Here is a 22,186-nt window from a genome sequence, read left to right on the forward strand (position 1 = left end):
CGCGCTACGCCGCCGCTCTGCGTCGTGCGTGCAGATGGATCGCCGCCAACGCGGCGGGGGTGATCCCGCGGATGCGCGATGCCTCACCCATAGTCCGGGGCCGCGCCTTGCCCAATCGCTCGATCATTTCCAGCGACAGGCCGGGCACTGCGGCAAAATCGAACGTCGCGGCCAGCGGCTCATTCTCGCTTGCCCTCAGCGCAGCAATCTCCGCCTCCTGTCGCTCCAGATAGGGGGCGTAGCGCGCATCCTCGACCGCTTCGGACAATAGCGCCGGATCATGCTGCTCGCGGCACCCCGGCAGCAATTGATCGATGGTGACGTCATTCAGCCGCAGCCACTCGCTGACCGGCTTTCGCGCACCGTCCTGTGCCACGGCCAGCCCAAGCGCCGCCAGCTGAGCCGCCGTCATCCGCGTGTCGAAAGCCGCCCGGATGTCCGCCAGCGCCGCTTCGCGCGCGTCCAGGTGACGGATCCGCTCCGGCGACAGGCAACCCAGCGCCCGACCGATCGGGCCAAGCCGCCCCTCCGCATTATCGGCACGCAGGCGCAACCGGTATTCGGCACGCGCGGTCAGCATCCGATAGGGTTCGGTCACCCCCTGAATCACCAGATCGTCGATCATCACGGCCAGATAACTGGTCGCCCGGTCCAGCAGCAGTGGTTCGATGGTCAGCGCATGGGCCGCCGCATTGGCCCCCGCGATCAGCCCCTGCCCCGCCGCTTCCTCATACCCCGTCGTGCCATTGATCTGCCCGGCACAGAACAGCCCCGGGATCGCCTGCAACGCCAGCCGGTGATCCAGCGCCCGTGGATCGACATAGTCATATTCCACCGCATATCCCGGCGTCACGATCTCTGCCCGCGCCAAGCCCGGCATGGATCGCACCATGGCCAGCTGAACATCGGTGGGCAGCGATGTCGAGATGCCGTTGGGATAGACCAGATGGCTGTCCAACCCTTCCGGCTCCAGAAACACCTGATGCCCGTCGCGATCGCCAAAGCGGTGGATCTTGTCCTCGATCGACGGGCAGTAACGCGGACCGGCCGCCCCGATGGCACCCGTGAACAATGGCGATCGGTCCAGCGACGCCCGGATGATCTCGTGACTTTCTGCCGTGGTCCGCGTCATCGCACAGAATAGCTGGGGCAGCGGCCGCCCGCCCGTCGTCATCGGCGACATCGTCCAATGATCATCGTCCGACGGCTGTTCGTCGAGCACCGCCCAGTCGATCGTCCGCCCGTCCAGGCGCGGCGGCGTTCCGGTCTTCAGCCGAGCGAGCGGCAGCCCCTGTTCGCGCAACTGCCGGCCCAGCTCGATCGCCGACCGTTCATCGACGCGCCCGCCCGTACCCCGTTCCTCGCCCCGAAAGATTCGCCCGCCCAGAAAGGTACCCGTGGCCAGCACGATCGCCGGGGCCAGCAATTCGCGCCCGTCGGCAAGTCGGATACCGGCCGCCGCGCCATCCGGATGGCGGATCAGCGCCTCGGCCTCCCCCTCGATCAGGGTCAGCCCGCGCTGCGCCTTCAGCATGGACTGGATGGCGGCGGCATAGCGCACCCGGTCGGCCTGCACGCGTGGCCCCTGAACCGCCGCCCCCTTGCTGCGGTTGAGCAAACGGTAATGGATCGCCGCCAGGTCCGCCGCCCGGGCGATCAGGCCGTCCAGCGCATCGACTTCCCGGACCAGATGTCCCTTGCCCAACCCGCCAATTGCGGGGTTGCACGACATCGCACCCAGTTTCGACAGGTCAAAACTGACCAGTGCAGTGCGCGCACCGCGACGGGCGGCCATGGCCGCCGCCTCGGTTCCGGCATGGCCGCCACCGATCACGATTACGTCGAATGTGCTCATGCCACCGCCGTTATCGCAGCTTGGCGGTCGGGTCAAAATCGGGTTGAGTGTTTCACGTGAAACATCACTTGCCGATGCAGAACCGGCTGAACAGCATGTCCAGCATCGCCTCCGTATCCGCCCGCCCCGTCACCCGATCAAAGGCGAGCCGTGCCGCGCGAAGCTCCTCCGCCAGGATCAACGGATCGAACGCCGTACTTGCTGAACGGACATGATCGGCGGCACCCCCGATCAACGCCGCCTGTCGCCGGTTCAGCACCGTCTCGTCCAGCCTGGGCACCAGCGCCCCGGCCCGTCGGTCCAGCTCGGCCCAGAGTGCGTCCAGCCCCTCGCCCCGCGCGGCGGACAGGGGGATGCGCCCTTCCGGCACCTCTGCTCGACCCGGCACATCCGACCGGGCGTGAATCAGCACCGCGTCCACAACCGGCGACGGCCCATCGCCCAGCCACAACAGGATGTCGGCTGCCGCCATCGCGCTCAACGACCGCTCGATGCCGATGGCTTCGATCGCATCTTCGGTCGCCTTTGCCAGCCCGGCGGTATCGGTGAACAGCCAGGCCAGCCCGCCGCGCTGCACCGGCACCTCGATCCGGTCGCGCGTCGTGCCGGCGATGGGGGAAACAATGGCCGCGTCCCGCTGGGTCAGCGCATTGATCAGCGTCGATTTGCCGGCATTGGGCGGCCCGGCTAGCACGACCCGGATGCCGTCGCGCAATCGTTCGACCGGCGGGTTGGCAAGCACCGCCGCCATCTCGTCCGCCAGCGATGCCGCACCCGTCCGGATCGCATCCAGCGCGGCCGGGTCGGCATCCACATCACCCTCATCGCCATGATCCAGCACTGCCTCGATCCCGGCGGACAGGGTCAGCAGCCGTGCCTGCCACCCCTCCACCCGCCGACGCACGGCACCTTCGGCACTGGCCAGTGCGGCCCGCCGCTGGCTCTCCGTTTCAGCGGAGAGCAGATCGCCCAGCCCTTCCGCTTCGGTCAGGTCGATGCGACCATTGGCCAGCGCCCGCCGGGTAAACTCGCCCGGCTCCGCTCGCCGCAATCCCGGCATGGCCGCCAGCACCGCCTCGATTCGGGCCACCACCGCGCGGCCGCCATGGACGTGCAGCTCGGCCAGATCCTCCCCCGTCGCTGTCGCGGGACCGGGAAAAATCAGGATCAGCGCATCGTCCAGCGGCGATCCATCCGCCGGATCGGTCAACCGGCGCAGCGCCGCCCGGCGCGCCTCGGGCAGGCGCGTGGTCAGCGCAGCGACCGACGCCATCGCATCGGGACCGCTGATCCGGATAACGCCGATGGCCGCGGGCGGCATCCCGCTCGACAGGGCGAAAATGGTGTCCGTCATGCGCTGGCCTTAGCCGATCGGCACGATGGTGCGAATTCAGCCGTCGCGCTTTCCACCCATGCCCGCCTCGAACATCCCGCGCCAGAAATTCAGGCCCGCCTCGCCCATCGGGCTCCAGCTGCGCATCATCTGTTCCATCAGTTCGGGGCTCGCCCCCTTTTCCAGCGTGTCGACCATCATCGCGATGTATCGATCATGGACGGGAGTGAAATCGGGAAGGCCCATGGCGCGCCGGGCTTCCTCGGGCGTGCAATCGACCTCGACATTGATCTTCATCGGCGGCCTTTCGGAACAGCATCTGTGCCGGACGAACCCGGCGATGAACACCGACTATGCGCGGGAAAGGAACGTCTGCGCAATGCCAATGCCCGATCCCGTGTTCATTCACGGCAAAACCGTGACTGTTCAATGGCTTGATCTGCCTGTGCACTGGACTGTCCGGAGCCTGTCCTCATGGTATCCGCAACTTATCCACAGCCCCTGCGCATGGCCCCGCCGCAAAATCCGGCGCCATCGACGCGCCCGCCATTGTCTGGCTCCATGCCGCTTCCCATAGTCGTTGGCGTCTTCCCCCCCCCGACCGCCGCCCCCCAGGCGAGCGGCATCCCAATCGGAGTATGCTCATGACAGGAACGATCGCCATTCAGCCGCTGGACGGCACGGGCAGCTTCAATGCCTATCTCGCCGAACCGGCCGGCACGCCGCGCGGTGCAATCGTGGTGATTCAGGAGATTTTCGGCGTCAATGCCGGTATCCGCCGCAAATGCGATCGGCTGGCAGAGGCCGGGTATCTGGCGATCGCGCCGGATCTGTTCTGGCGGCTGGAACCGGGGATCGAGCTGGATCCCGATGTCGAACCGGAATTTCAGCGCGCGCTCGATCTGATGGGTCAGTTCGATCAGAATCGCGGCATTCACGATATCAAGGCGACGATCGACGCGGCGCGCGAACGGATTGGCGGCGGCAAGGTCGGCGCGGTCGGCTACTGCCTTGGCGGGCGACTTGCCTATATGACGGCGGCACGGACGGATGTGGATGCAACCGTCGGCTATTACGCGGTCGGCATCGACAATCTGCTGAACGAAAGCCAGGCGATTTCACGGCCGCTGATGCTGCACATCGCCGGCAATGACGGGTTCGTCCCCGCCGATGTTCAGGCCGCAATGCACGCGGGCCTCGGCGATCATCCGAATGTCGTCCTGCACGACTATCCGGGCGAAGATCACGGCTTTGCCACCGAAATGGGAAAGCGTCGTTCGGAAAGCGCGGCGCAGATGGCGGATCAGCGGACCGCCGAATTCTTCGCCAGCCATATCGGCTGATCCAATGAAAAGGGCGGCGGGATCATCCGCCGCCCCATTCCATGCCGGTGCCTCAGGCGAACAGGCTCAGGATACCCGGCGTTTCACCGCCGCCGACCCATCCTTCATAGATCATGCGGAACGCCACGAACACGATCACCGCCAGGCCGATATAGGCGATCCAGCGATACCGGTCGATCAACTGGGCGATGGCATTGGCGGCCAGGCCCATCAGCGCCACCGACAGCAACAGGCCGACGACCAGGATGCCCGGATGCTCGCGCGCCGCACCGGCGACGGCCAGCACATTGTCCAGGCTCATCGACACATCGGCAACCGCCACGGCCCATGCCGCGCCGACAAAGCTCTTGGCGGGCTTCAGTCCGGAATCCTCGTCTCCGGACACTTCCGGCGATCCGGCGCTTTGCCCAGCACCCTCGCGGATTTCCCGCCAGAATTTCCAGCTGACCCACAACAGCAACAGGCCGCCGGCAAAGATCAGGCCCACAATGCCCATCAGCCAGCTGACGATCAGCGCAAAGGCGATGCGCAGCACCAGCGCCGCGCCAATGCCGATCAGGATCACCTTCTTGCGCTGATCCGCGGGCAATCCGGCGGCCAGCGCACCGACGACGATCGCATTGTCGCCGGCCAGCACCAGGTCGATCATCAGCACCGAACCGAATGCAGCCAGCGCCGCCGGCTCACCCAGGTTGGAAAAATCCTTGACGATGTTGGCCCAGATGTCGGCGGGCGACCCCAGCCCCTGGGCGGCAACGGCAGCGTGATAGAACAGATCGAGCATTCCGCGCTCCTAATGACGATGGCGGCCACCGCCAAGCGGAACCGCCATCGTCTGAACATTGCTGGCTTCTATGGGTTGCAGGCGATGGTGCCATCCCCTGCAAAAACGCATCACTGATTCATGGAATCGAAGAAATCGTCGTTCGACTTGGAATCCTTCATCTTGTCGAGCAGGAAGTCCATGGCGTCGGTGGTGCCCATCTGCATCAGGATGCGGCGCAGGACCCACATCTTGGACAGCTTGGACTTGTCGACCAGCAGCTCTTCCTTGCGGGTGCCGGACTTGCCGACGTCCATCGCCGGGAAAATGCGCTTGTCGGCGACCTTGCGGTCCAGCACGATTTCCGAATTGCCCGTGCCCTTGAACTCTTCAAAGATTACTTCGTCCATCTTGGACCCGGTATCGATCAGCGCGGTGGCGATGATGGACAGCGAACCGCCCTCTTCGATGTTGCGGGCCGCACCAAAGAACCGCTTGGGCCGCTGCAGCGCATTGGCATCGACGCCGCCGGTCAGCACCTTGCCCGATGACGGGACAACGGTGTTGTAGGCGCGACCAAGCCGGGTGATCGAATCAAGCAGGATGACGACATCCTTCTTGTGCTCGACCAGGCGCTTGGCCTTTTCGATGACCATTTCGGCGACCTGCACGTGACGCGTGGCGGGCTCGTCAAAGGTCGAGCTGACCACCTCGCCCTTCACGCTGCGCTGCATGTCGGTCACTTCCTCGGGCCGCTCGTCGATCAGCAGGACCAGCAGAAACACCTCGGGGTGGTTGTCGGTGATCGCCTTGGCGATGTTCTGCAGCATCACCGTCTTGCCGACGCGCGGCGGCGCGACGATCAGCGTGCGCTGACCCTTGCCCTGTGGGCTGACGATATCGATGACGCGGGCGGACTTGTCCTTCTGCGTCGGGTCGAACGGGTCCAGCTTCAGCTTCTGATCGGGATAAAGCGGGGTCAGGTTGTCGAAATTGACGCGGTGGCGCACCGCATCCGGATCGTCGAAATTGACCTTGTTCAGCTTGGTCAGCGCGAAATAGCGTTCGCCGTCCTTGGGCGCGCGAACCTCGCCTTCGACGGTATCGCCGGTGCGCAGGCCGAACTTGCGGACCTGATTCGGGCTGACATAGATGTCGTCGGGGCCGGCCAGATAATTGGCCTCTGGCGAACGCAGAAAGCCAAAGCCGTCCTGCAGCACTTCGATGGTGCCTTCGCCCATGATCTGTTCGCCGTTATCGGCCTGAGCCTTCAGGATGGCGAACATCAGATCCTGCTTGCGCAGCGTCGAGGCGCTTTCCACGCCCAGCGCTTCGGCCATGCCGACCAGTTCGGCCGGCGGTGTCTTTTTCAAATCTTTAAGGTGCATCGGATGAATCCGTAGGAGCTTGGGGGGAAATGCCGGCGCAGTTCAGGACGAACGCGCACTGGGCGGGCAAGAAAGCGGGACAGGGGCGGTGAATGGCCGCCACCCGCTATCCCTTCAGGTAAGCGGCCCGCCCTGCCCCGTCAAGCGGATCAGAAAGGCTGGACGATGGCCAGAATGACGATCAGCGTGACGGCCAGCGCCGGCACTTCGTTCAGCATCCGCAGCTGGCGGGATTTCAGGGGCGCGCGGCCCTTGGCCAGGCCCTTGGCATAGGCGACCGCCCAGCCATGATATCCGGACAGCAGGACAACGATCAGCAGCTTGGCATGCAGCCATCCCAGCCCCGGCTGCCCGTCGAACAGGCCCAGATGCGCCGACAGCACCAGCCCCAGCACCCACACCAGGATCAGGCTGGGCGTCAGGATCATCTTGCGCAGCTTTGCCTCGCGCTCGATCCAGCGCGCCGGTTCGGCCGGATCGCCCAGCCCTTCCTGATGATGGACCAGATAGCGCGGCAGGATGAACAGCCCGGCCATCCAGAAAATGACGAAGATCAGATGCGCCGCCTTCACCCATGGATAGGCAAGGCCCAGAAATCCCGTCACGACGTCTTTCCTCCACGCAGTCTGGCCAGCGCCTGCTCGACATGAGCGATCGGCGTATCCTGCTGGATGCCATGGCCCAGGTTGAAGACGTGCGGCCGGTCGCCCAGCGCATCGATAATCCCGTCAATTGCATCGTCCAGCACCGCGCCGCCCGCAATCAGCGCCAGCGGATCCAGGTTGCCCTGCACCGGCATCCCTGCGGGCAACGCAGCGGCGGCCCAGCGCGGATCGACCGTTTCGTCCAGCCCGACCGCATCGGCCCCGGTTTCGCGGGCATAGGCGGCCAGCTTGCCGCCCGCCCCCTTGGGAAAGGCGATGATCGGCGCATCGGGGTGCAGCGCCTTCAACCCTGCGACAATCCGCGCGGTCGGCGCGATGACCCAGCGTTCGAACTGGGCGGGGCTGAGTGATCCGGCCCAGCTGTCGAACAGCTGCACCGCATCCACGCCCGCCTCGATCTGCTTGGCCAGATAGGCGATGGTCATCGCCTCGATCCGGTCGACCAGCGCCTGCATCAATCCGGGATCGGCATGGGCCAGCCGCCGCGCCTCGGCCTGTTCGCGACTGCCCTGTCCGGCGATCATATAGGTCGCAACGGTCCACGGGCTGCCCGCAAAGCCCAGAAAGGTGGTGCTGGCCGGCAATGCCGCCCGCACGCCGCGCACGGTGGCATAAACGGGGTCGAGCGCGGACGCGTCCTCGATCAGCGTGTCCAGCGTCGCGCCATCGGTGATCGTGGGGGCCAGGCGGGGACCCTCGCCCGTTTCGAACCACAGCTTCTGGCCCAGCGCCATCGGCACCACCAGAATGTCGGAAAACAGGATCGCGCCGTCGAACCCGAACCGGCGGATCGGCTGAATGGTGATCTCGGTCGCCGCCTCCGGATCCATGGCCAGCGCCAGGAAGCCACCCTTCTCTGCCCGCAACGCCCGATATTCCGGCAGATAGCGGCCGGCCTGCCGCATGAACCAGACGGGGGGAGGATCACGCCGCTCGCCGCGCAGAACGGCCAGCAGGGACTTGTCGGTCGGGGAATCGGACAGAGCGGGCTCTCCCATCTATAAAAGTAAAAGAAATAGAATCTGGTTGAAGTGATGGTTGGTCCGTGGACAGGGCGGAATTAGCCGCTCGTGCCGGAAATGCCAACAGCTTGACGTTGGCGGATGGCGAGAACGCGGCGATTCACCCGCTCTGTCCACATCGTCCACAATCTGTGGACAACCTCATCCCCCTGTCGACGGGGATGTGGACAATCGCCCGGTTGTCCACGCCTTGATGCGGCTTGGCGGAAAGGCGGGGTTGCGCTAGCGCTTGTTCGACCGCTTATCCACAGGAGCATCGACAGCGCCCGTGCAACTGCATCTCCACCTGCTCTCGGACTCGACCGGCGAGACGCTGGAGAATATCGCAAAGGCCGCGCTTGCGCAGTTCGACGATGTCGAGACGATCCGCCATTTCTGGCCGATGGTGCGCTCCGAAACGCATCTTGAGCGCATCCTTCAGGAAATTGCCCAGAAACCGGGGCTCGTGCTGTTCACGCTGGTCAACCGCGACATTCGCCGGATGCTGGAAACCCGCTGCATGGCGCTCGGCCTGCCGCTCGTCGCGCCGCTCGATGCGGTCAATGACGCGCTGACCAGCCTGCTGGGTCAGGAAATGAAGGCCCGGCCGGGGCGTCAGCACGCGCTGGACGCGGCCTATTTCGCGCGCGTCGATGCCATTCAATGGACCATTGCGCATGACGACGGCGTCGGATGGGACGATTGGGAGGATGCCGACATCCTTCTGGCCGGGGTGTCCCGATCGTCAAAAACGCCGACCAGCATCTATCTGGCCAATCGCGGGTACAAGACGGCGAACATTCCCATCGTCATCGAAAGCCCGCCGCCCCCCGCCCTGTTCACCCTGCACCGGCCGCTGATCGTCGGCCTGACGACCAGTGCGGAACGGCTGATCCAGGTGCGGCGCAACCGCCTGCTTTCGCTCAATCAGGCGCCCGAAACCGCCTATGTCGATCAGGATGCGGTGAGCCGGGAGGTCGCCTATGCCCGGCGCATGTTCGCCGACAATGGCTGGCCGGTGATCGACGTCACCCGCCGTTCGATCGAGGAAACGGCCGCCGCCATCGTCACCCTCTATCAGGATCGCCAGAACCCGTCGTGACGCTTGTCCTTGCATCGACCAGCCAGTCCCGCCGCGCCATGCTGACCGCGGCGGGCGTGACGCATGAGGCGCTGGCCAGCGGCGTGGACGAAGATCCCGTCAAGCAGGCGCTGATCGCCCGCGCCGCGCCGCCCCGCGACATCGCCGATGCGCTGGCCGAGCTCAAGGCGGTGAAGGTCAGCCTGATGATTCCCCCTGCCCTTGTGCTGGGCGGGGATTCGGTCGTCGCGCTCGACGATGGCCGGCTGCTCGACAAGCCGGAAAGCCGGGAACAGGCGGCGGAGCATCTGCGGATGCTGTCGGGTCGCACCCATGATCTGTGGTCCGCCGCCGTGATTGCGGAACAGGGCCGCGCGGTCTGGCGCTTCGTCGATCGCGCCCGCCTGACCATGCGCCCGCTGAGCGAGGTGTTCATTCAGGACTATCTGGATGCCGAATGGCCCGCCATCGCGGGTTGTGTCGGCTGTTACCGGATGGAGGGGCCGGGGGTTCAGCTGTTCGCCCGGGTTCAGGGCAGCCATTTTACCATCCTGGGCATGCCGATGCTGCAAATTCTGGATTATCTGCGCACTCGCGGGGAAATGACGTCATGACTGTCCGTGCCGAAGTGATCGGCGATCCCATCGCGCATTCCAAATCGCCAATGATCCACCGGTTCTGGATCGACGCCCTTGGCCTGGATGCCGATTATCGCGCCGTCCATGTGACGCCGGACCGGCTGGGCGATTATCTGTCCGCCGCGCTGGTCGATCCCGACTGGCGCGGATGCAACGTCACCATCCCGCACAAGCTGGCGATCATGGATCATGTCGATGATCCGGGCGACATTCGCGGCACCATCGGCGCGATGAACACCCTGCTGCGTCAGCCCGATGGCAGCGTGATCGGCACCAACACCGATGCCGCCGGATTCTATGCCCCCATCGCCGATTTCGACCTGGAGGGTGCGCCCGTGGCGGTCATCGGCGCGGGCGGCGCGGCGCGGGCCGTGCTCTATGCCCTGAAACAGGCCGGCGTGGGCGAGGTAACGGTTCTCAACCGTTCCCCGCTCAAGGCGATGGGTCTGCTTTCCGTCTTCGGCCTGCCGGGTCAGGTGCTGCCGCTGGATGCGCCGGTGCCGCCCGTCGCGCTGCTGGTCAATGCCAGTTCGCTGGGAATGACCGGCCAGCCGCCGCTGTCCGTCGATCTCGGCGCGCTGCCCGACGATGCGCTGGTCTATGACGCGGTTTACGCCCCGCTTGAAACCGGCCTGCTGGCCGCTGCCCGTGCTCGCGGACTGGAAACGGTGGATGGTCTGGAAATGCTGATCGGCCAGGCGGCAATCGCGTTCGAACTGTTTTTCGGCGCAGCGCCGCCGCGCGACCGGGACGATGAACTGCGCGCCTTGTTGACCGCATGACGTCATCGCGGCGCACCGGCCCGCTGATCCTTGGCCTGACCGGCTCGATCGGCATGGGCAAATCCACCGTGGCCGCGATGTTCCGCGACGAAGGCGTGCCGGTGTTCGACGCCGATGCCGCCGTTCATGCGCTTCAGGGGCCGGGCGGCGCGATCCTGCCCGCGATCGAGGCGGCGTTTCCCGGCACCACCGGCCCGGGCGGCGTCGACCGGGCGCTGCTGGGTGCAACGGTGTTCGGCAACGACGATGCAATGCGGCGGCTGGAAGGGATCGTGCATCCGGCGGTGGCGGCGGAGCGCCGCGCCTTTCTGGCCGCGCACGCCGATGCGCCGCTGGTCGTGCTCGATATCCCGCTATTGTTCGAAACCAGCGGCGAGTCGCAGGTGGATATGGTCGCCGTCGTCTCTGCCCCGCCCCCGGTTCAGCGCGCGCGCGTGCTTGCCCGGCCCGGCATGACGCCCGAAAAATTCGATGCCATCCTGTCGCGTCAGATGCCGGATGCGGAAAAAAGGGCGCGTGCCGATCATCTTATCCCGACGGACGGCACATTGGCCGAAACAAGCGACGCCGTGCGTGCCCTGATCGCTTGCCTGTCGGGCCGGACGGGTGAATAATCTGCGGGATGAGGGAAATCATCTTCGACACCGAAACCACGGGACTCAGCTTTTCGGCCGGGGACCGGCTGGTGGAAATCGGGTGCGTCGAAATGATCAACCGGGTCGAAACCGGCCGGGTCTTTCATGCCTATGTGAACCCGCAACGGCCCATGCCCGCCGCGGCACAAGCGGTTCACGGCCTGTCCGATGCCTTTCTGGCCGACAAGCCGCTGTTCACCGACATTGTCGAGGATCTGCTCGCCTTTATCGACGGCGATGCGCCGCTGGTTGCCCATAACGCCTCGTTCGACTTCGGCTTTCTGAATGGCGAGCTTGGCCTGTGCGGCCGCCCCATCGTCCCGCTCGACCGGATGGTCGATACCCAGGCGATTGCCCGCGTCCGCCATCCGGGGGCCAAGCACAGCCTGGATGCGCTGTGTGCCCGGTACGGCATCGATCAGAGCCGGCGGACCTTTCACGGCGCGCTGCTCGATGCGCAGCTTCTGGCCCAGGTTTATGTCGAACTGTCCGGCGGGCGACAGATCGGCCTTGGCCTTGCCGAGGAACGCAGCGACGCGATCGCCGTTTCTGATTCCCTGGTCGAACAGGTTGTCCGGCCACCCCGTCATTTCGCGCCTTCTGAGGAGGAGCTGGCGCGCCATCGGCGCTTCGTTGCCGATCTCACCTCGCCTCTCTGGGGGGAGGAAACCGTTCACTAGAGGCTGTCTCCGGGCCGCTTGTCGCGCCTGGTTCAGCGTCCAAAATCATTGGAGAATGCCATGGAAATCCGTGTCTCGGGCCATCAGGTCGATACCGGCGCCGCCCTTAAGGAACATGTCGCGACCCGGCTTCAGGGAATTGCCGACAAATATTTCTCGCGCGCGCTGTCGGCTCAGGTCACATTCGGCCGCGGGCCGCATGACAACGGATTTACCTGTGATGTCGTCGCCCATGTGATGCAGGGGCTGATCCTGAAGGCATCGAACATGGCGATGGAGGCGCATCTGTCGTTCGACGGTGCCGCCGACAAGATTGAAAAGCAGCTTCGCCGCTACATGCGCCGCCTGAACGATCGCCATGCCAGCGATGCGATCGCGGCGGCCGAAACCTTTGCCTATGACAATGCCGGCTATACCGTGTTCAACGTGCCGGCAGACGATGTCGAAGAAACGCCGGAACCCGCCGATGCGCCGGTGATAATCGCCGAAACCCGCGTCGATGTGCCCGATGCCAGCGTGTCGGACGCGGTGATGATGCTGGATCTGCGCAATACCAACGCGCTGTTGTTCAAGAATGTGGGGACGGGCGCGTTCAACATGGTGTATCGGCGCCACGATGGCACGATTGGCTGGGTAGAGCCGAACCGCGCCTGACCGAACGACGGAAGAACCAGTTTAACGCCATGCACAACCTGTCCGATCTGATCGACCCCGGCTGCGTCTTTGCCGGGGTCCATATTCCGACACGAAAGGCGCTGTTCCAGTTTTTGGGCACTCAGGCTGAACAGCAGTTCGGCCTGAACGCCCGGCTGGTGACTGATGCCCTGGGTGAGCGGGAAAAGCTGGGTTCGACGGGCTTTGGCGGCGGCTTTGCAATGCCGCACGCCCGCCTGCCCCAGATCGGCCAGGTGCGCGGCCTGTTCGTTCAGCTTGCCGCCCCGATCGATTTCGGCGCGGTGGATGATCTGGGCGTCGATCTGGTCTTTGCCCTTCTGTCTCCCGATCAATCGGGTGCCCGGCACCTGAAGGCGCTGGCGCTGGTGTCGCGCACCTTTCGCGACCGCACGGTGCGCGAACAGCTGCGCGGCGCCCAGTCGCGCGATGCGATGCTTGCCCTTTTGAACGCGATTGATGCCCGCGACGCCGCCTGATCCGGCCGCCGGGGGACAGCATGGGGCGGCGGCGCATTTTCGTGCGCTCGAATCGCTCTATGCCGCTGCCCCCATCAACCGGTTGTTCCTGTCGCGGCTGGAAATCCCGGAACTGGGCGTGGCGCGCATCCATTTCGAACTGGACGAACGCTATTTCCACGCGGCGGGCGCGGCGCACGGCACCAGCTATTTCAAGATGCTGGACGATGCCGCCTTCTATGCCGCGAACAGCCGGGTCAGCGACCGCTTCCTGCTGACCACCAGCTTCAACCTGTTCTTCACCCGCCCGTTGCGAAAGGGGCCCGTGATTGCCGAGGGCCGCTGGATCAGCGGCGAACGGCGCGTCTATGTTGCCGATGCCCGCCTGATCGATGCCGATGGCGAGGAAGCGGCGCGGGGCACCGGCACCTTCATGCGGTCCCAGATCGCGCTGGCCACCCTGCCCGGCTATCGCGTTGCCGACTGACATGGCCCGGCTGACCGCCCAGTTCCGCGTCCAGGCGCTGGTCCGCCGGGTACATGCCGCTGGCGGATCGGCGATGGTGCTGGCGCGCGGCGACGAAACCGCCGGCGCGCTGCTCATCATCGCGGGCGATCGCGGCGCGGGCTGGCAATGTTTCGAACGCGGCCTCGATGCCACGGGAAATCCCGCGGCCATCGCCAGCGGCCCGGCCGATGCCGATGATTCGGCGCTTGCCGAATATTGGCAGCGACGGCGGCGAAACGATCCCGACCTGTGGGTGGTCGAGGTGGATGTCGCGCAGGCGGAACGGTTCGCCGCTGAAACAATTCTGTCGGGTTGACATTCCGCAGTGCGAAATGGATAGGCCCGCGCAATGAATTCGCGTTGTGCTGGCCGGGGTGCGATACCGCCAGTGACGCAGTCGGGGGGCTTGCCCGGTTTCGTGGTTCCGGTGAACGGAACAATGCGAAGCACGCGCTCTCACCGCACATTGACAGTTTCGAATGTCCTTTTCTGCCCGCGCGGCGATCTCGTCCGCGCTCCTCCTCGGCACCGCAGTTCTGGGTGGTGCCTCAGTCCCCGGCCGGGCCGTCACTCCGGAAGCCGTCGTGGACAAACCCCTGCCCGTGACGGGCAGTCTTTCCCGCGAAGCTGTGCCCATGATGGGCCCTTCTGCCGAAATCGTGCAGCCCCTGCCGGCCGAAATGCCCGCTTCGGACGCCGCCGATGCCGATGATGCCACCGACGGCGCCGACGATCTGTCCTTCGACACGCTGGCCGCAGCCGTTGCATCGCAGGAAACGCCCCGCGATCTGGACGAAGAGCTGCGCTGCCTGGCCACCGGCATCTATTTCGAGGCAAAGGGCGAGCCGCTGTCCGGCCAGCTTGCCGTTGCCAAGGTCATCCTGAACCGCACCGAATCGGGCCGGTTCCCCCGCAATGTGTGCAGCGTGCTGACCCAGCCGGGCCAGTTTTCGTTCGTGCGCGGCGGCCGGATGCCCAGCGTCAACACCGACAGCCGCAGCTGGCGCACCGCCGTCGCCGTGGCACAGGTGGCGACCGACGATCATTGGGCCAATCCGATGCCCGGCGCGCTCTATTTCCATGCCCGCACCGTGTCGCCGGGCTGGCGTCTGGCGCGGCTCGGATCGGTCGGCAATCACGTCTTTTATCGCTGATCAATCGCTGACCTCTGGTCAGTGTTCCAATTTTGTTCTAGTCATCGGCGATGCGTAGCGTATCGTCGCCCCTGACAGACACTCCGGCCGCCGACCCCCCGTTGGCGGCCGGGGTTGCTCGCGGTGTGACGCGGCTGTTCCTCAATCACGATCTGGCGACGCTGGGTGAGGTTTCGCTGCCCGGCGGGCGGCGTGCCGATCTGATGGCGGTGGATTCGCGGGGCGGCATCGTGATCGTCGAGATCAAGGTCAGCCGGGCCGATCTGCTCGGCGACGGGAAATGGCCGGATTACCTCTGCTGTTGCGACCGGTTCTACTGGGCCGTGCCTGCCGGTTTCGATCTGTCGCCGCTGATGGGCGATGCGTTCCTGCCCGAACGCACCGGCATCATCGTGGCCGACCGTTATGGCGCCGCCATTGTAAGAGAGGCGCACAGCGTGCCGCTGGCGGCTGCCACGCGCAAGAAATTGACGCTCGGCTTTGCCCGCCGGGCGGCCCGGCGCGTCACCGCGCTGATCGATCCGGACGCCCCGGCCGTCGAAACGCTGGGGTGATCGCCCCTGCCCGTCCCGGATCAGCCGGTCGGGCCGGAAACCACCGCCGCCTTGGGCTTGGTCGCGGTTTCGATCAGCCGCAACAGCACCGGGTTGCGCGAATCGCCCTTGGCATAATCGCGCGCAGAGCTGCCCGACATATTGTCGGTCTTGTCCGGATCGGCCCCCGCCGCCAGCAACGTGCGAACCATGTCGACATTGCGCAGCTGCACCGCCCGGATCAGCGGCGTTTCGCCGCGGGCATTGCTCTGATTGAAATTGGCCTTGTACCGGACCAGCACGTCGATCGCCTCGGGAAAGTTCTGCTCCACCGCCAGCATCGCGGCCGTGTTGCCCTGCCCGTCCGGCACGTTCGGATTGCCGCCATTGGCCAGCAACAGCCGGACGAACAGCAGATTGCGCTTCTTGACCGCGATGTGCAGCCCGGCTTCACCCGTCGACCGGTCGCGCGTGTCGATGACCCGCTGGCCCGGCTCGCCCAGGATTTCGCGGACCTTGCCCAGCTCGCCCTCGCGCACGGCTTCCAGAAACTGATGGCTTTTCGACGTTTGCTGTGCGGCAACGGGGGCGGCAGCCGCGATCGCCACCATGACCGGGGCGGCGAAATGGATCCAACGCATCTATTCAGACTCTCAACCGATGACCTTGAGTTCGCGTCCCTATCAGATCATGGCTGATCGCACCATGAATCAAGCCCCGTTTCGCACCGCCCTGTTCGCCTTCGCCCTCGGCCTTGCCGCGTGCAGCCAGCCCAGCCAGTCCCCCCCGCTGGAAGGGGCCAGGATCGGCGGCCCCTTTGCCCTGACCGGCGCTGACGGCCGCACCGTGCGCGACACGGATTTCGCGGGCAAATACCGCATCGTCTATTTCGGCTATACCTATTGCCCCGATGTCTGCCCGGTCGACATGGCCAATATCGGTCAGGGGGTGAAGCTGTTGGCAAAGGCGGATCCGGATGCCGCCGCGCGTGTCGTCCCCATCTTCATTTCGATCGACCCCGCCCGCGATACGCCCGAAGTGGTGGGCAAATTCGCCGCCAATTTCGGCGACAGCGTCGTCGGGCTGACCGGGACGCCGGAACAGATCGCCGCCGTCGCCAAAAGCTATGCCGCCATCTATTCGAAGGAAGGGGATCCCAAGGCGAAGGATTATCTGATGAGCCACACCAACATCGCCTATCTGATGGGCCCGGACGGCAAGCCGATTGCGCTGCTGCCCGCCGAACAATCGGGTCAGGCCGTGGCGGACGAGCTGGGCAAATGGGTGAAATGACCGGCGACCGCTTCTGGGAAGACCGGCCGCTCGACCAGCTTGACCGCGCGCAGTGGGAGGCGCTGTGCGACGGCTGCGGCAAATGCTGCCTGCACAAGCTGGAGGACGAGGATAGCGGCGTCCTCTACGCCACCAATGTCGCGTGCAAGCTGCTCGACCGTAAACAGGGACAGTGCACCGATTATCGCAATCGCCGCGCCTATGTGCCCGAATGTGTGCGGCTGAGCGCGGCCAATGTCGATCGCATCGAATGGCTGCCCCGCACCTGCGCCTATCGCCTGCGCGCGGCGGGGGAACCGCTGCCGGAATGGCATTATCTGGTCTGCGGCGATCGGGAGGCGGTGCACCGCGCCGGCGAATCGACGCGTGGCTGGACGGTGTCCGAAATGGATGTCGGCGATCTCGAACATCATCTGGTCGATCGCGAACTGTGACCGCCGCCATTCAGGTGCGGCGCCATCCCCGTGCCCGGCGCATGAAGCTGGCGGTCGATCCGCTCGACGGCACAGTGACCCTCACCCTGCCCCCGCGCGCCGCCCTGGCACCGGCGCTCGCCTGGGCACAGGGGCAGCAGGGCTGGATTGCCGCCCAGCAGGCCCGGGTACAGGGGGCGGTACCCCTCGCCGATGGCAGCCAGCTGATGGTCGAAGGCGCAGAGGTGATCATCCGCTGGACCGGACCGCGCCGCCATGCCCCGGAACTGGCGGGCGGCGTGCTTGCCTGTGGCGGCCCGTCCGACCGGACCGGCGCGCGCGTGCTCCGCTGGCTACAGGATCGCGCCTTGCTCCGGCTGAGCGAGGATACCGCCGATTATGCCGCGCGGGCGGGCGTCCATGTCGCCGGGGTCGGCATCGGCGATCCCCGCCGCCGCTGGGGCAGCTGTGCGTCCAGCGGCATGATCCGCTACAGCTGGCGGCTGATCCTCGCCCCGCCCGATGTGCGCCGCGCGGTTGCCGCGCACGAGGTGGCGCATCGCCTGCACATGAATCACGGCCCCGCCTTTCACCGGGCGTGGGAGGCGCTGTACGGCACGGACCCCGCCCCGGCCATGGCCTGGCTGCGCCGCAACGGGCGGGACCTGCACCGGATTACGGCCTGATCGTCATTCCTCGCCCGTCGGCGGGCGCTGCGTCGGACGGGCGACCGGCGGCGGCTCGCGATAGCGGGGCTGCTGCGGCTGCGGTGTCGGCACGGTCGTGATGGTGCGCTGCGGACCTGGCGCGGGTTCGCGCGCGGGGCGCTGTTCCCCGCCCGTCCCCTTGGTCGCCCGGTCCAGGAAATCGTCAAAGCTCTCGTCGGGCTGCGGGCCGGGCTGCCGGTCGTCGCCGGGATAGCCGGACCCGGCACCCTCGCCCACCGGATTGCCGTCCTCATCCACGAACGCGCCATTGTCCGGCGATCCGTAATAGGATTCGGCATCCGGCTCGGTCTGCCATTCGGGCAGGGTCACTTCGGTGGCAAAGGGGACGACGGGCCGGTTGGCAACGGCGGGCTTCATGAATGCGGCAAAGGCGCGGGCGGGCGCCGTCCCCCCCTGCAACCCGTTGACGGCGCGCGCATCGTCGCGGCCCATCCACACCCCGGTGGTCAGCCCGCTGGAAAAGCCCAGGAACCAGCCGTCCTTGTTGGAACTGGTCGTCCCGGTCTTGCCCGCCACCGGCCGGCCGATCTGCGCTGCCTTGCCGGTGCCGGTATTGACCGCCGTCTGCAACAGGTCGGTCATCTGTGCCGCGACGAACGGGGCGACCAGCACGCGCGACGTATCCACTTCCTGGGAATAGATGGTGACGCCGTTCGCGGTCACCCGCGTAATGCCATAGGGGGCGACGGCCACGCCGTTTTGCGCCACCGATGCAAAGGCCCGCGTCATGTCGATCAGGCGCACGTCGGCGGTGCCCAGCACCATGGCGGGCTGGGTATTGATCGGCGACGTAACCCCGAACCGTCGGGCCATGTCCGCCACGGTGCCAAAGCCGACTTCCTCGCCCAGCTTGGCAGCGATGGTGTTCAGCGAATAGGCAAAGGCGGTGCGCAGCGTGACGTCGCCGACAAACCGGCCATTGCTGTTGCGCGGGCTCCATCCGTTGATGGTGACGGGTTCGTCGACCACCATGTCGTCGGGCTTGTACCCCGCCTCCAGCGCGGCAAGATAGACGAACAGCTTGAACGCCGAACCCGATTGCCGCTGCGCCTGGGTCGCGCGGTTGTAGATGGAGGCGACGTAATCGGTGCCGCCGACCATCGCCCGTACCGCCCCGTCCGAATCGAGCGAGACCAGCGCCCCCTGCGCCCCGCGGGGCACGTTGCGGTCGATCGCTTCGTCCGCCGCGCGCTGCATGTTCAGGTCGATGGTCGTCCACACCTCCAGCGGCGCCTCGCGCTCGTCGATCAGCAGTTCGAGCTGCGGCAACGCCCAGTCGGTGAAATAGCGCACGCTGTTCTCGCGCGGCTGCGGAATCAGCCGCACCTCGCTGGGCGTGGTCGCATTGGCCTCTGCCTGGCTGATCGCGCCGGTTTCGACCATCAGGTCGAGGACAACCCCGGCCCGGCCCACCGCCGCCTCTGCATCGGCGGACGGGGAATAACGCGACGGCGCCTTGACCAGCCCGGCAATGACCGCCGCCTCGCCCAGCGACAATTCGGTGGCGGGATGGCCAAAGAACCGCCGCGACGCTGCATCGATGCCATAGGCGCCGCCGCCGAAATACACCTTGTTCAGGTACAGCTCCAGGATCTGTTCCTTGCTGAACTTGCGCTCCAGCGCCAACGCCAGCACCATTTCCTGCAACTTGCGGCTGACATCATATTTGTTGGACAGGAATATCGTCCGCGCGACCTGCTGCGTGATGGTGGACGCGCCCTGCAACCGGCGGCCATTGCCCCAATTGTCCCAGGCGAATTTGGCGATGCGCGCCAGTGCGACCGGATCGACGCCGGGATGGTTTTCGAACCGGCGATCCTCCACCGCGATCATCGCCTCGCGCATCGGGCGCGGGATCTGGTCGTGCGGGATCCATTCGCCATAGCTGGGACCAAGCGACAGGATCACCGATCCGTCCGCCGCGCGCACGCGGATCATCTGGCCGTTGGGCGAAGATTTCAGCGCCTCGTAACTCGGCAGCGATGCCCGTGCGGAATAAACGGCGATGATCAGCGCGATCAGCGCGGCAATGCCGATGGCCGCACCGATGCCGACCGCCCACAGCAAGATCCGCCGCCAGCGGGAAGGATTTGCCGATGTCTTGCGCTTTACCATGGATGACGCGGTGAATAGGCCGCGCGCGGGCGGCAAACAAGCGCCCTTTCGGGCACCATGGCGTCAGTCCGCGTCGCGCGGCCGGAATTCCAGTGCGATGGAGTTGATGCAGTAGCGCAGGCCCGTGGGCGGCGGGCCATCGGGGAACACATGGCCCTGATGACCGTCGCACCGCGCACAGACGCATTCCACCCGCACCATGCCATGGCTGGTGTCGCGATGATTGGTCAGCGCATCCTCGGTGATCGGCTGGGTAAAGCTGGGCCAGCCCGATCCGCTGTCATATTTGTCGGCGCTGTCGAACAAGGGCTGGCCGCACCCGGCACAGAGATAGATGCCATCGCCCTTGTTGTCGGTCAGCGCACCGGCAAAGGCCCGCTCGGTCCCCGCCTGGCGCAGCACCTGATAGGCAGCGGGGGACAGGCGATCGCGCCATTCGGCATCGGACAGGATCAGTTTTTCCATATGCCCGATGTGTGGTGGCGGGCGGGTGACGTCAATTGGTCATGCGACTTGAATTCAGACGTGGACGGGTTCATCGCACGGCCATGCAGAGCCGCAAGGGCCAGATCGCGGTCATCTTCCTGTCCGAACGGACGGGCGACGATCCGGCGGGCTATGCGGCGGCGGCCGATGCGATGGACCGGCTCGCTGCCCGGCAGCCGGGCTATTGCGGGGTCGATCACCTGTCCGATGGCCAGGGGCGCTCGGTCACGATCAGCTACTGGGCCGATGACGCCGCTGCCATCGCCTGGCGCGACCATCCCGATCATGCCGCGATGCGCGATGCCGGGCGGGATCGCTGGTATCGCGCCTATCGCCTGCACGTCACCCGCGTCGAGCGCAGCTATGCGTGGGCGCGCGCATGAACGGCCGTGTCGACCGCGATTTCGCGCTGCTGTTCGCCGTGATGCTGGTCATCGCGGCGGGGAATACCGCGCTGCAATCCGTGCTGCCCGCGCTCGGCCGCTCGCTGGGTGTGGCGGACAGTGCGGTTGCGGCGGCCTTTTCCGTCTCGGCGTTGCTCTGGGTGGTGGCTGCGCCCTTCTGGGCGCGGCGGGCCGACTTGCAGGGGCGCCGCGCGATGGTGCTGCTCGGCATCTGGGGCTTTACCGCCTCGATCCTGGTCTGCGGCCTGTTCCTGATGGCCGGGATCAACGGCTGGATCGCGCCGGTCACCGCCTTTGTCTTCTTTGTCGGCGGGCGGCTGATCTACGGGATGTTCGGCGCGGCGGCCCCGCCGGCGGTGCAGGCCATCGTCGCTTCGCGCACCAGCCGCGCGGATCGCACCCGCGCGCTCGCCCTGATCGGTTCCGCCTTCGGCCTTGGCACCATCCTGGGTCCGGCCTTTGCGCCCTATCTGGTGCTCGGGTCCGTCGGCGGCGTGGAAATCGGCCTTTCCGGTCCGGCATTCATGTTCGCGCTGGTCGGCGCGATCGTCGGGCTGACGGTCATGCGCCTGCTGCCGGTTCAGGGGATGGGCGATCCCGCGGCAAAGGGCGCGGCCAACAGCTATCCCAGCATCGGCGGGCAAAGCTCGGGCGCGGCCGTCACCGCCGCGCTGGCCGATGCGGGGGAACAGGTCGGCTATTTCGATCCGCGCATCCGCATCTGGACGATCATCGGCCTGGTCGCCGGCCATGCCCAGGCAATGGCGGGGCAGGCCATCGGCTTCCTGATCATCGACCGGCTGGCGCTGGCACCTTCGGCGGCGCTGGAACCGACCGGCATCGTCCTGATGATGGGGGCCGGGGCTGCGCTGCTGGTGCAATGGGGGATCATCCCCATCCTCAACCTGTCGCCCCGCGCGCTGGTGCTGTGGGGCTGCCTGCTGGCGGCCATTGGCTGTGCGTGGATTGCGCTGGCCAATGGCCTTTATCCCATCGCCACCGGCTTTGCGCTCGCCTCGATGGGATTTGGTTTTGTCCGTCCGGGCTTCACCGCCGGGGCATCGCTGGCCGTGGGCGCGTCGGCACAGGGGTCGGTGGCGGGCAAGATCACGTCGATCAACGGCGCGGCCTTTGTCCTTGGCCCTTCGGTCGGGGTGGCGATGTACGAGCTGTGGCGGCCGCTGCCCTATGGCGTTGCGGCCGCCGCGCTGATCCTGTTGCTGGGCTATGCGCTCACCCGGTTCCGCCGGGGTTAGCG

At 66.1% G+C, this 22,186-nt stretch carries 27 protein-coding genes; 17 read left to right on the plus strand and 10 right to left on the minus strand.

What is annotated here, in order from left to right; genetic code table 11:
• Positions 1-4 precede the first annotated feature (4 nt).
• From mnmG to ACNI3Q_RS05850, 3 genes are all read right to left on the minus strand, one after another.
• Entirely contained in the window at positions 5-1,855 is a 1,851-nt protein-coding gene (gene mnmG / locus ACNI3Q_RS05840) for a tRNA uridine-5-carboxymethylaminomethyl(34) synthesis enzyme MnmG (RefSeq protein WP_426274802.1), read from the minus strand.
• A gap of 64 nt (positions 1,856-1,919) precedes the next feature.
• Positions 1,920-3,209 (minus strand): tRNA uridine-5-carboxymethylaminomethyl(34) synthesis GTPase MnmE, encoded by a 1,290-nt coding sequence (gene mnmE, locus ACNI3Q_RS05845; protein WP_426274804.1) that lies wholly within the window; start codon positions 3,207-3,209, stop codon positions 1,920-1,922.
• A gap of 36 nt (positions 3,210-3,245) precedes the next feature.
• The gene (locus ACNI3Q_RS05850; protein ID WP_260020796.1) at positions 3,246-3,485 is read right to left on the minus strand and encodes a DUF6489 family protein; all 240 of its coding nucleotides are present in this window, start codon (positions 3,483-3,485) and stop codon (positions 3,246-3,248) included.
• Between the two features lie 347 nt (positions 3,486-3,832).
• Here ACNI3Q_RS05850 and ACNI3Q_RS05855 point away from each other — a divergent pair, with 347 nt between their 5' ends.
• Positions 3,833-4,531 carry a dienelactone hydrolase family protein gene (locus ACNI3Q_RS05855; protein WP_426274807.1) on the plus strand — a complete coding sequence of 233 codons (699 nt, stop codon included), beginning with the start codon at positions 3,833-3,835 and terminating at the stop codon, positions 4,529-4,531.
• Between the two features lie 52 nt (positions 4,532-4,583).
• Here ACNI3Q_RS05855 and ACNI3Q_RS05860 read toward each other — a convergent pair whose 3' ends face one another.
• From ACNI3Q_RS05860 to hemE, 4 genes are all read right to left on the minus strand, one after another.
• Entirely contained in the window at positions 4,584-5,315 is a 732-nt protein-coding gene (locus ACNI3Q_RS05860) for a TerC family protein (RefSeq protein WP_260020800.1), read from the minus strand.
• Between the two features lie 110 nt (positions 5,316-5,425).
• The gene (gene rho / locus ACNI3Q_RS05865) at positions 5,426-6,682 is read right to left on the minus strand and encodes a transcription termination factor Rho (protein ID WP_260020802.1); all 1,257 of its coding nucleotides are present in this window, start codon (positions 6,680-6,682) and stop codon (positions 5,426-5,428) included.
• A 149-nt stretch (positions 6,683-6,831) separates the two neighbouring features.
• On the minus strand, positions 6,832-7,287 hold the full coding sequence (locus tag ACNI3Q_RS05870; RefSeq protein WP_426274809.1) for a CopD family protein: 456 nt from the start codon (positions 7,285-7,287) through the stop codon (positions 6,832-6,834).
• Entirely contained in the window at positions 7,284-8,345 is a 1,062-nt protein-coding gene (hemE, locus tag ACNI3Q_RS05875) for a uroporphyrinogen decarboxylase (RefSeq protein WP_426274811.1), read from the minus strand. Before hemE ends, ACNI3Q_RS05870 begins: the two co-directional genes overlap by 4 nt.
• A 292-nt stretch (positions 8,346-8,637) precedes the next feature.
• Between hemE and ACNI3Q_RS05880 the strand changes: the two genes are divergently transcribed.
• From ACNI3Q_RS05880 to ACNI3Q_RS05930, 11 genes are all read left to right on the plus strand, one after another.
• Positions 8,638-9,450 (plus strand): pyruvate, water dikinase regulatory protein, encoded by an 813-nt coding sequence (locus tag ACNI3Q_RS05880; protein ID WP_426274813.1) that lies wholly within the window; start codon positions 8,638-8,640, stop codon positions 9,448-9,450.
• Entirely contained in the window at positions 9,447-10,043 is a 597-nt protein-coding gene (locus tag ACNI3Q_RS05885; RefSeq protein ID WP_426274815.1) for a Maf family protein, read from the plus strand. The genes ACNI3Q_RS05880 and ACNI3Q_RS05885 overlap by 4 nt, the downstream gene beginning before the upstream one ends.
• The gene (gene aroE, locus ACNI3Q_RS05890; RefSeq protein ID WP_426274817.1) at positions 10,040-10,849 is read left to right on the plus strand and encodes a shikimate dehydrogenase; all 810 of its coding nucleotides are present in this window, start codon (positions 10,040-10,042) and stop codon (positions 10,847-10,849) included. The genes ACNI3Q_RS05885 and aroE overlap by 4 nt, the downstream gene beginning before the upstream one ends.
• A complete protein-coding gene (gene coaE, locus ACNI3Q_RS05895; RefSeq protein WP_426274818.1) occupies positions 10,846-11,463 on the plus strand; it encodes a dephospho-CoA kinase in 618 nt (205 codons plus the stop codon). Before aroE ends, coaE begins: the two co-directional genes overlap by 4 nt.
• Before the next feature lie 8 nt (positions 11,464-11,471).
• Complete coding sequence (gene dnaQ, locus ACNI3Q_RS05900) at positions 11,472-12,164, plus strand: DNA polymerase III subunit epsilon (protein ID WP_426274820.1); 693 nt, start codon at positions 11,472-11,474, stop codon at positions 12,162-12,164.
• Positions 12,165-12,224: 60 nt separating this feature from the next.
• Positions 12,225-12,818 (plus strand): ribosome hibernation-promoting factor, HPF/YfiA family, encoded by a 594-nt coding sequence (hpf, locus tag ACNI3Q_RS05905; protein WP_426274822.1) that lies wholly within the window; start codon positions 12,225-12,227, stop codon positions 12,816-12,818.
• 29 nt (positions 12,819-12,847) lie between these two features.
• Complete coding sequence (locus ACNI3Q_RS05910) at positions 12,848-13,315, plus strand: PTS sugar transporter subunit IIA (RefSeq protein ID WP_426274824.1); 468 nt, start codon at positions 12,848-12,850, stop codon at positions 13,313-13,315.
• Positions 13,296-13,781: a PaaI family thioesterase gene (locus ACNI3Q_RS05915; RefSeq protein ID WP_426274826.1), complete on the plus strand. Its 486-nt coding sequence runs from the start codon at positions 13,296-13,298 to the stop codon at positions 13,779-13,781. Before ACNI3Q_RS05910 ends, ACNI3Q_RS05915 begins: the two co-directional genes overlap by 20 nt.
• A gap of 1 nt (position 13,782) precedes the next feature.
• The gene (locus ACNI3Q_RS05920) at positions 13,783-14,118 is read left to right on the plus strand and encodes a DUF1491 family protein (protein WP_426274828.1); all 336 of its coding nucleotides are present in this window, start codon (positions 13,783-13,785) and stop codon (positions 14,116-14,118) included.
• 163 nt (positions 14,119-14,281) lie between these two features.
• Positions 14,282-14,956: a cell wall hydrolase gene (locus ACNI3Q_RS05925; protein WP_426274830.1), complete on the plus strand. Its 675-nt coding sequence runs from the start codon at positions 14,282-14,284 to the stop codon at positions 14,954-14,956.
• A 50-nt stretch (positions 14,957-15,006) separates the two neighbouring features.
• Positions 15,007-15,510 (plus strand): MmcB family DNA repair protein, encoded by a 504-nt coding sequence (locus tag ACNI3Q_RS05930; protein ID WP_426274831.1) that lies wholly within the window; start codon positions 15,007-15,009, stop codon positions 15,508-15,510.
• 20 nt (positions 15,511-15,530) lie between these two features.
• Here ACNI3Q_RS05930 and ACNI3Q_RS05935 read toward each other — a convergent pair whose 3' ends face one another.
• Complete coding sequence (locus tag ACNI3Q_RS05935) at positions 15,531-16,130, minus strand: ankyrin repeat domain-containing protein (RefSeq protein ID WP_426274833.1); 600 nt, start codon at positions 16,128-16,130, stop codon at positions 15,531-15,533.
• A gap of 64 nt (positions 16,131-16,194) precedes the next feature.
• On the opposite strand from ACNI3Q_RS05935, the gene ACNI3Q_RS05940 reads away from it, so the two are divergent.
• From ACNI3Q_RS05940 to ACNI3Q_RS05950, 3 genes are read left to right on the plus strand one after another with little or no spacing between them, the layout of a single operon-like run.
• A complete protein-coding gene (locus tag ACNI3Q_RS05940) occupies positions 16,195-16,782 on the plus strand; it encodes an SCO family protein (RefSeq protein ID WP_426274836.1) in 588 nt (195 codons plus the stop codon).
• Complete coding sequence (locus tag ACNI3Q_RS05945; protein WP_426274838.1) at positions 16,770-17,216, plus strand: YcgN family cysteine cluster protein; 447 nt, start codon at positions 16,770-16,772, stop codon at positions 17,214-17,216. Before ACNI3Q_RS05940 ends, ACNI3Q_RS05945 begins: the two co-directional genes overlap by 13 nt.
• Positions 17,213-17,881 (plus strand): M48 family metallopeptidase, encoded by a 669-nt coding sequence (locus tag ACNI3Q_RS05950; RefSeq protein WP_426274840.1) that lies wholly within the window; start codon positions 17,213-17,215, stop codon positions 17,879-17,881. Before ACNI3Q_RS05945 ends, ACNI3Q_RS05950 begins: the two co-directional genes overlap by 4 nt.
• A 3-nt stretch (positions 17,882-17,884) precedes the next feature.
• Here ACNI3Q_RS05950 and ACNI3Q_RS05955 read toward each other — a convergent pair whose 3' ends face one another.
• Positions 17,885-20,038, minus strand: coding sequence for a transglycosylase domain-containing protein (locus tag ACNI3Q_RS05955; RefSeq protein WP_426274842.1), 2,154 nt, complete (start codon positions 20,036-20,038; stop codon positions 17,885-17,887).
• A gap of 63 nt (positions 20,039-20,101) precedes the next feature.
• The gene (msrB, locus tag ACNI3Q_RS05960; RefSeq protein WP_426274844.1) at positions 20,102-20,503 is read right to left on the minus strand and encodes a peptide-methionine (R)-S-oxide reductase MsrB; all 402 of its coding nucleotides are present in this window, start codon (positions 20,501-20,503) and stop codon (positions 20,102-20,104) included.
• An 83-nt stretch (positions 20,504-20,586) separates the two neighbouring features.
• On the opposite strand from msrB, the gene ACNI3Q_RS05965 reads away from it, so the two are divergent.
• Both ACNI3Q_RS05965 and ACNI3Q_RS05970 read left to right on the plus strand, forming a co-directional pair.
• A complete protein-coding gene (locus ACNI3Q_RS05965) occupies positions 20,587-20,907 on the plus strand; it encodes an antibiotic biosynthesis monooxygenase (RefSeq protein ID WP_426274846.1) in 321 nt (106 codons plus the stop codon).
• Positions 20,904-22,184 (plus strand): MFS transporter, encoded by a 1,281-nt coding sequence (locus tag ACNI3Q_RS05970; protein WP_426274848.1) that lies wholly within the window; start codon positions 20,904-20,906, stop codon positions 22,182-22,184. Before ACNI3Q_RS05965 ends, ACNI3Q_RS05970 begins: the two co-directional genes overlap by 4 nt.
• The last annotated feature ends 2 nt before the right edge of the window (positions 22,185-22,186 follow it).

The organism is Sphingomonas eleionomae, assembly GCF_049889035.1.
In the GTDB taxonomy this organism is placed as follows: domain Bacteria; phylum Pseudomonadota; class Alphaproteobacteria; order Sphingomonadales; family Sphingomonadaceae; genus Sphingomonas.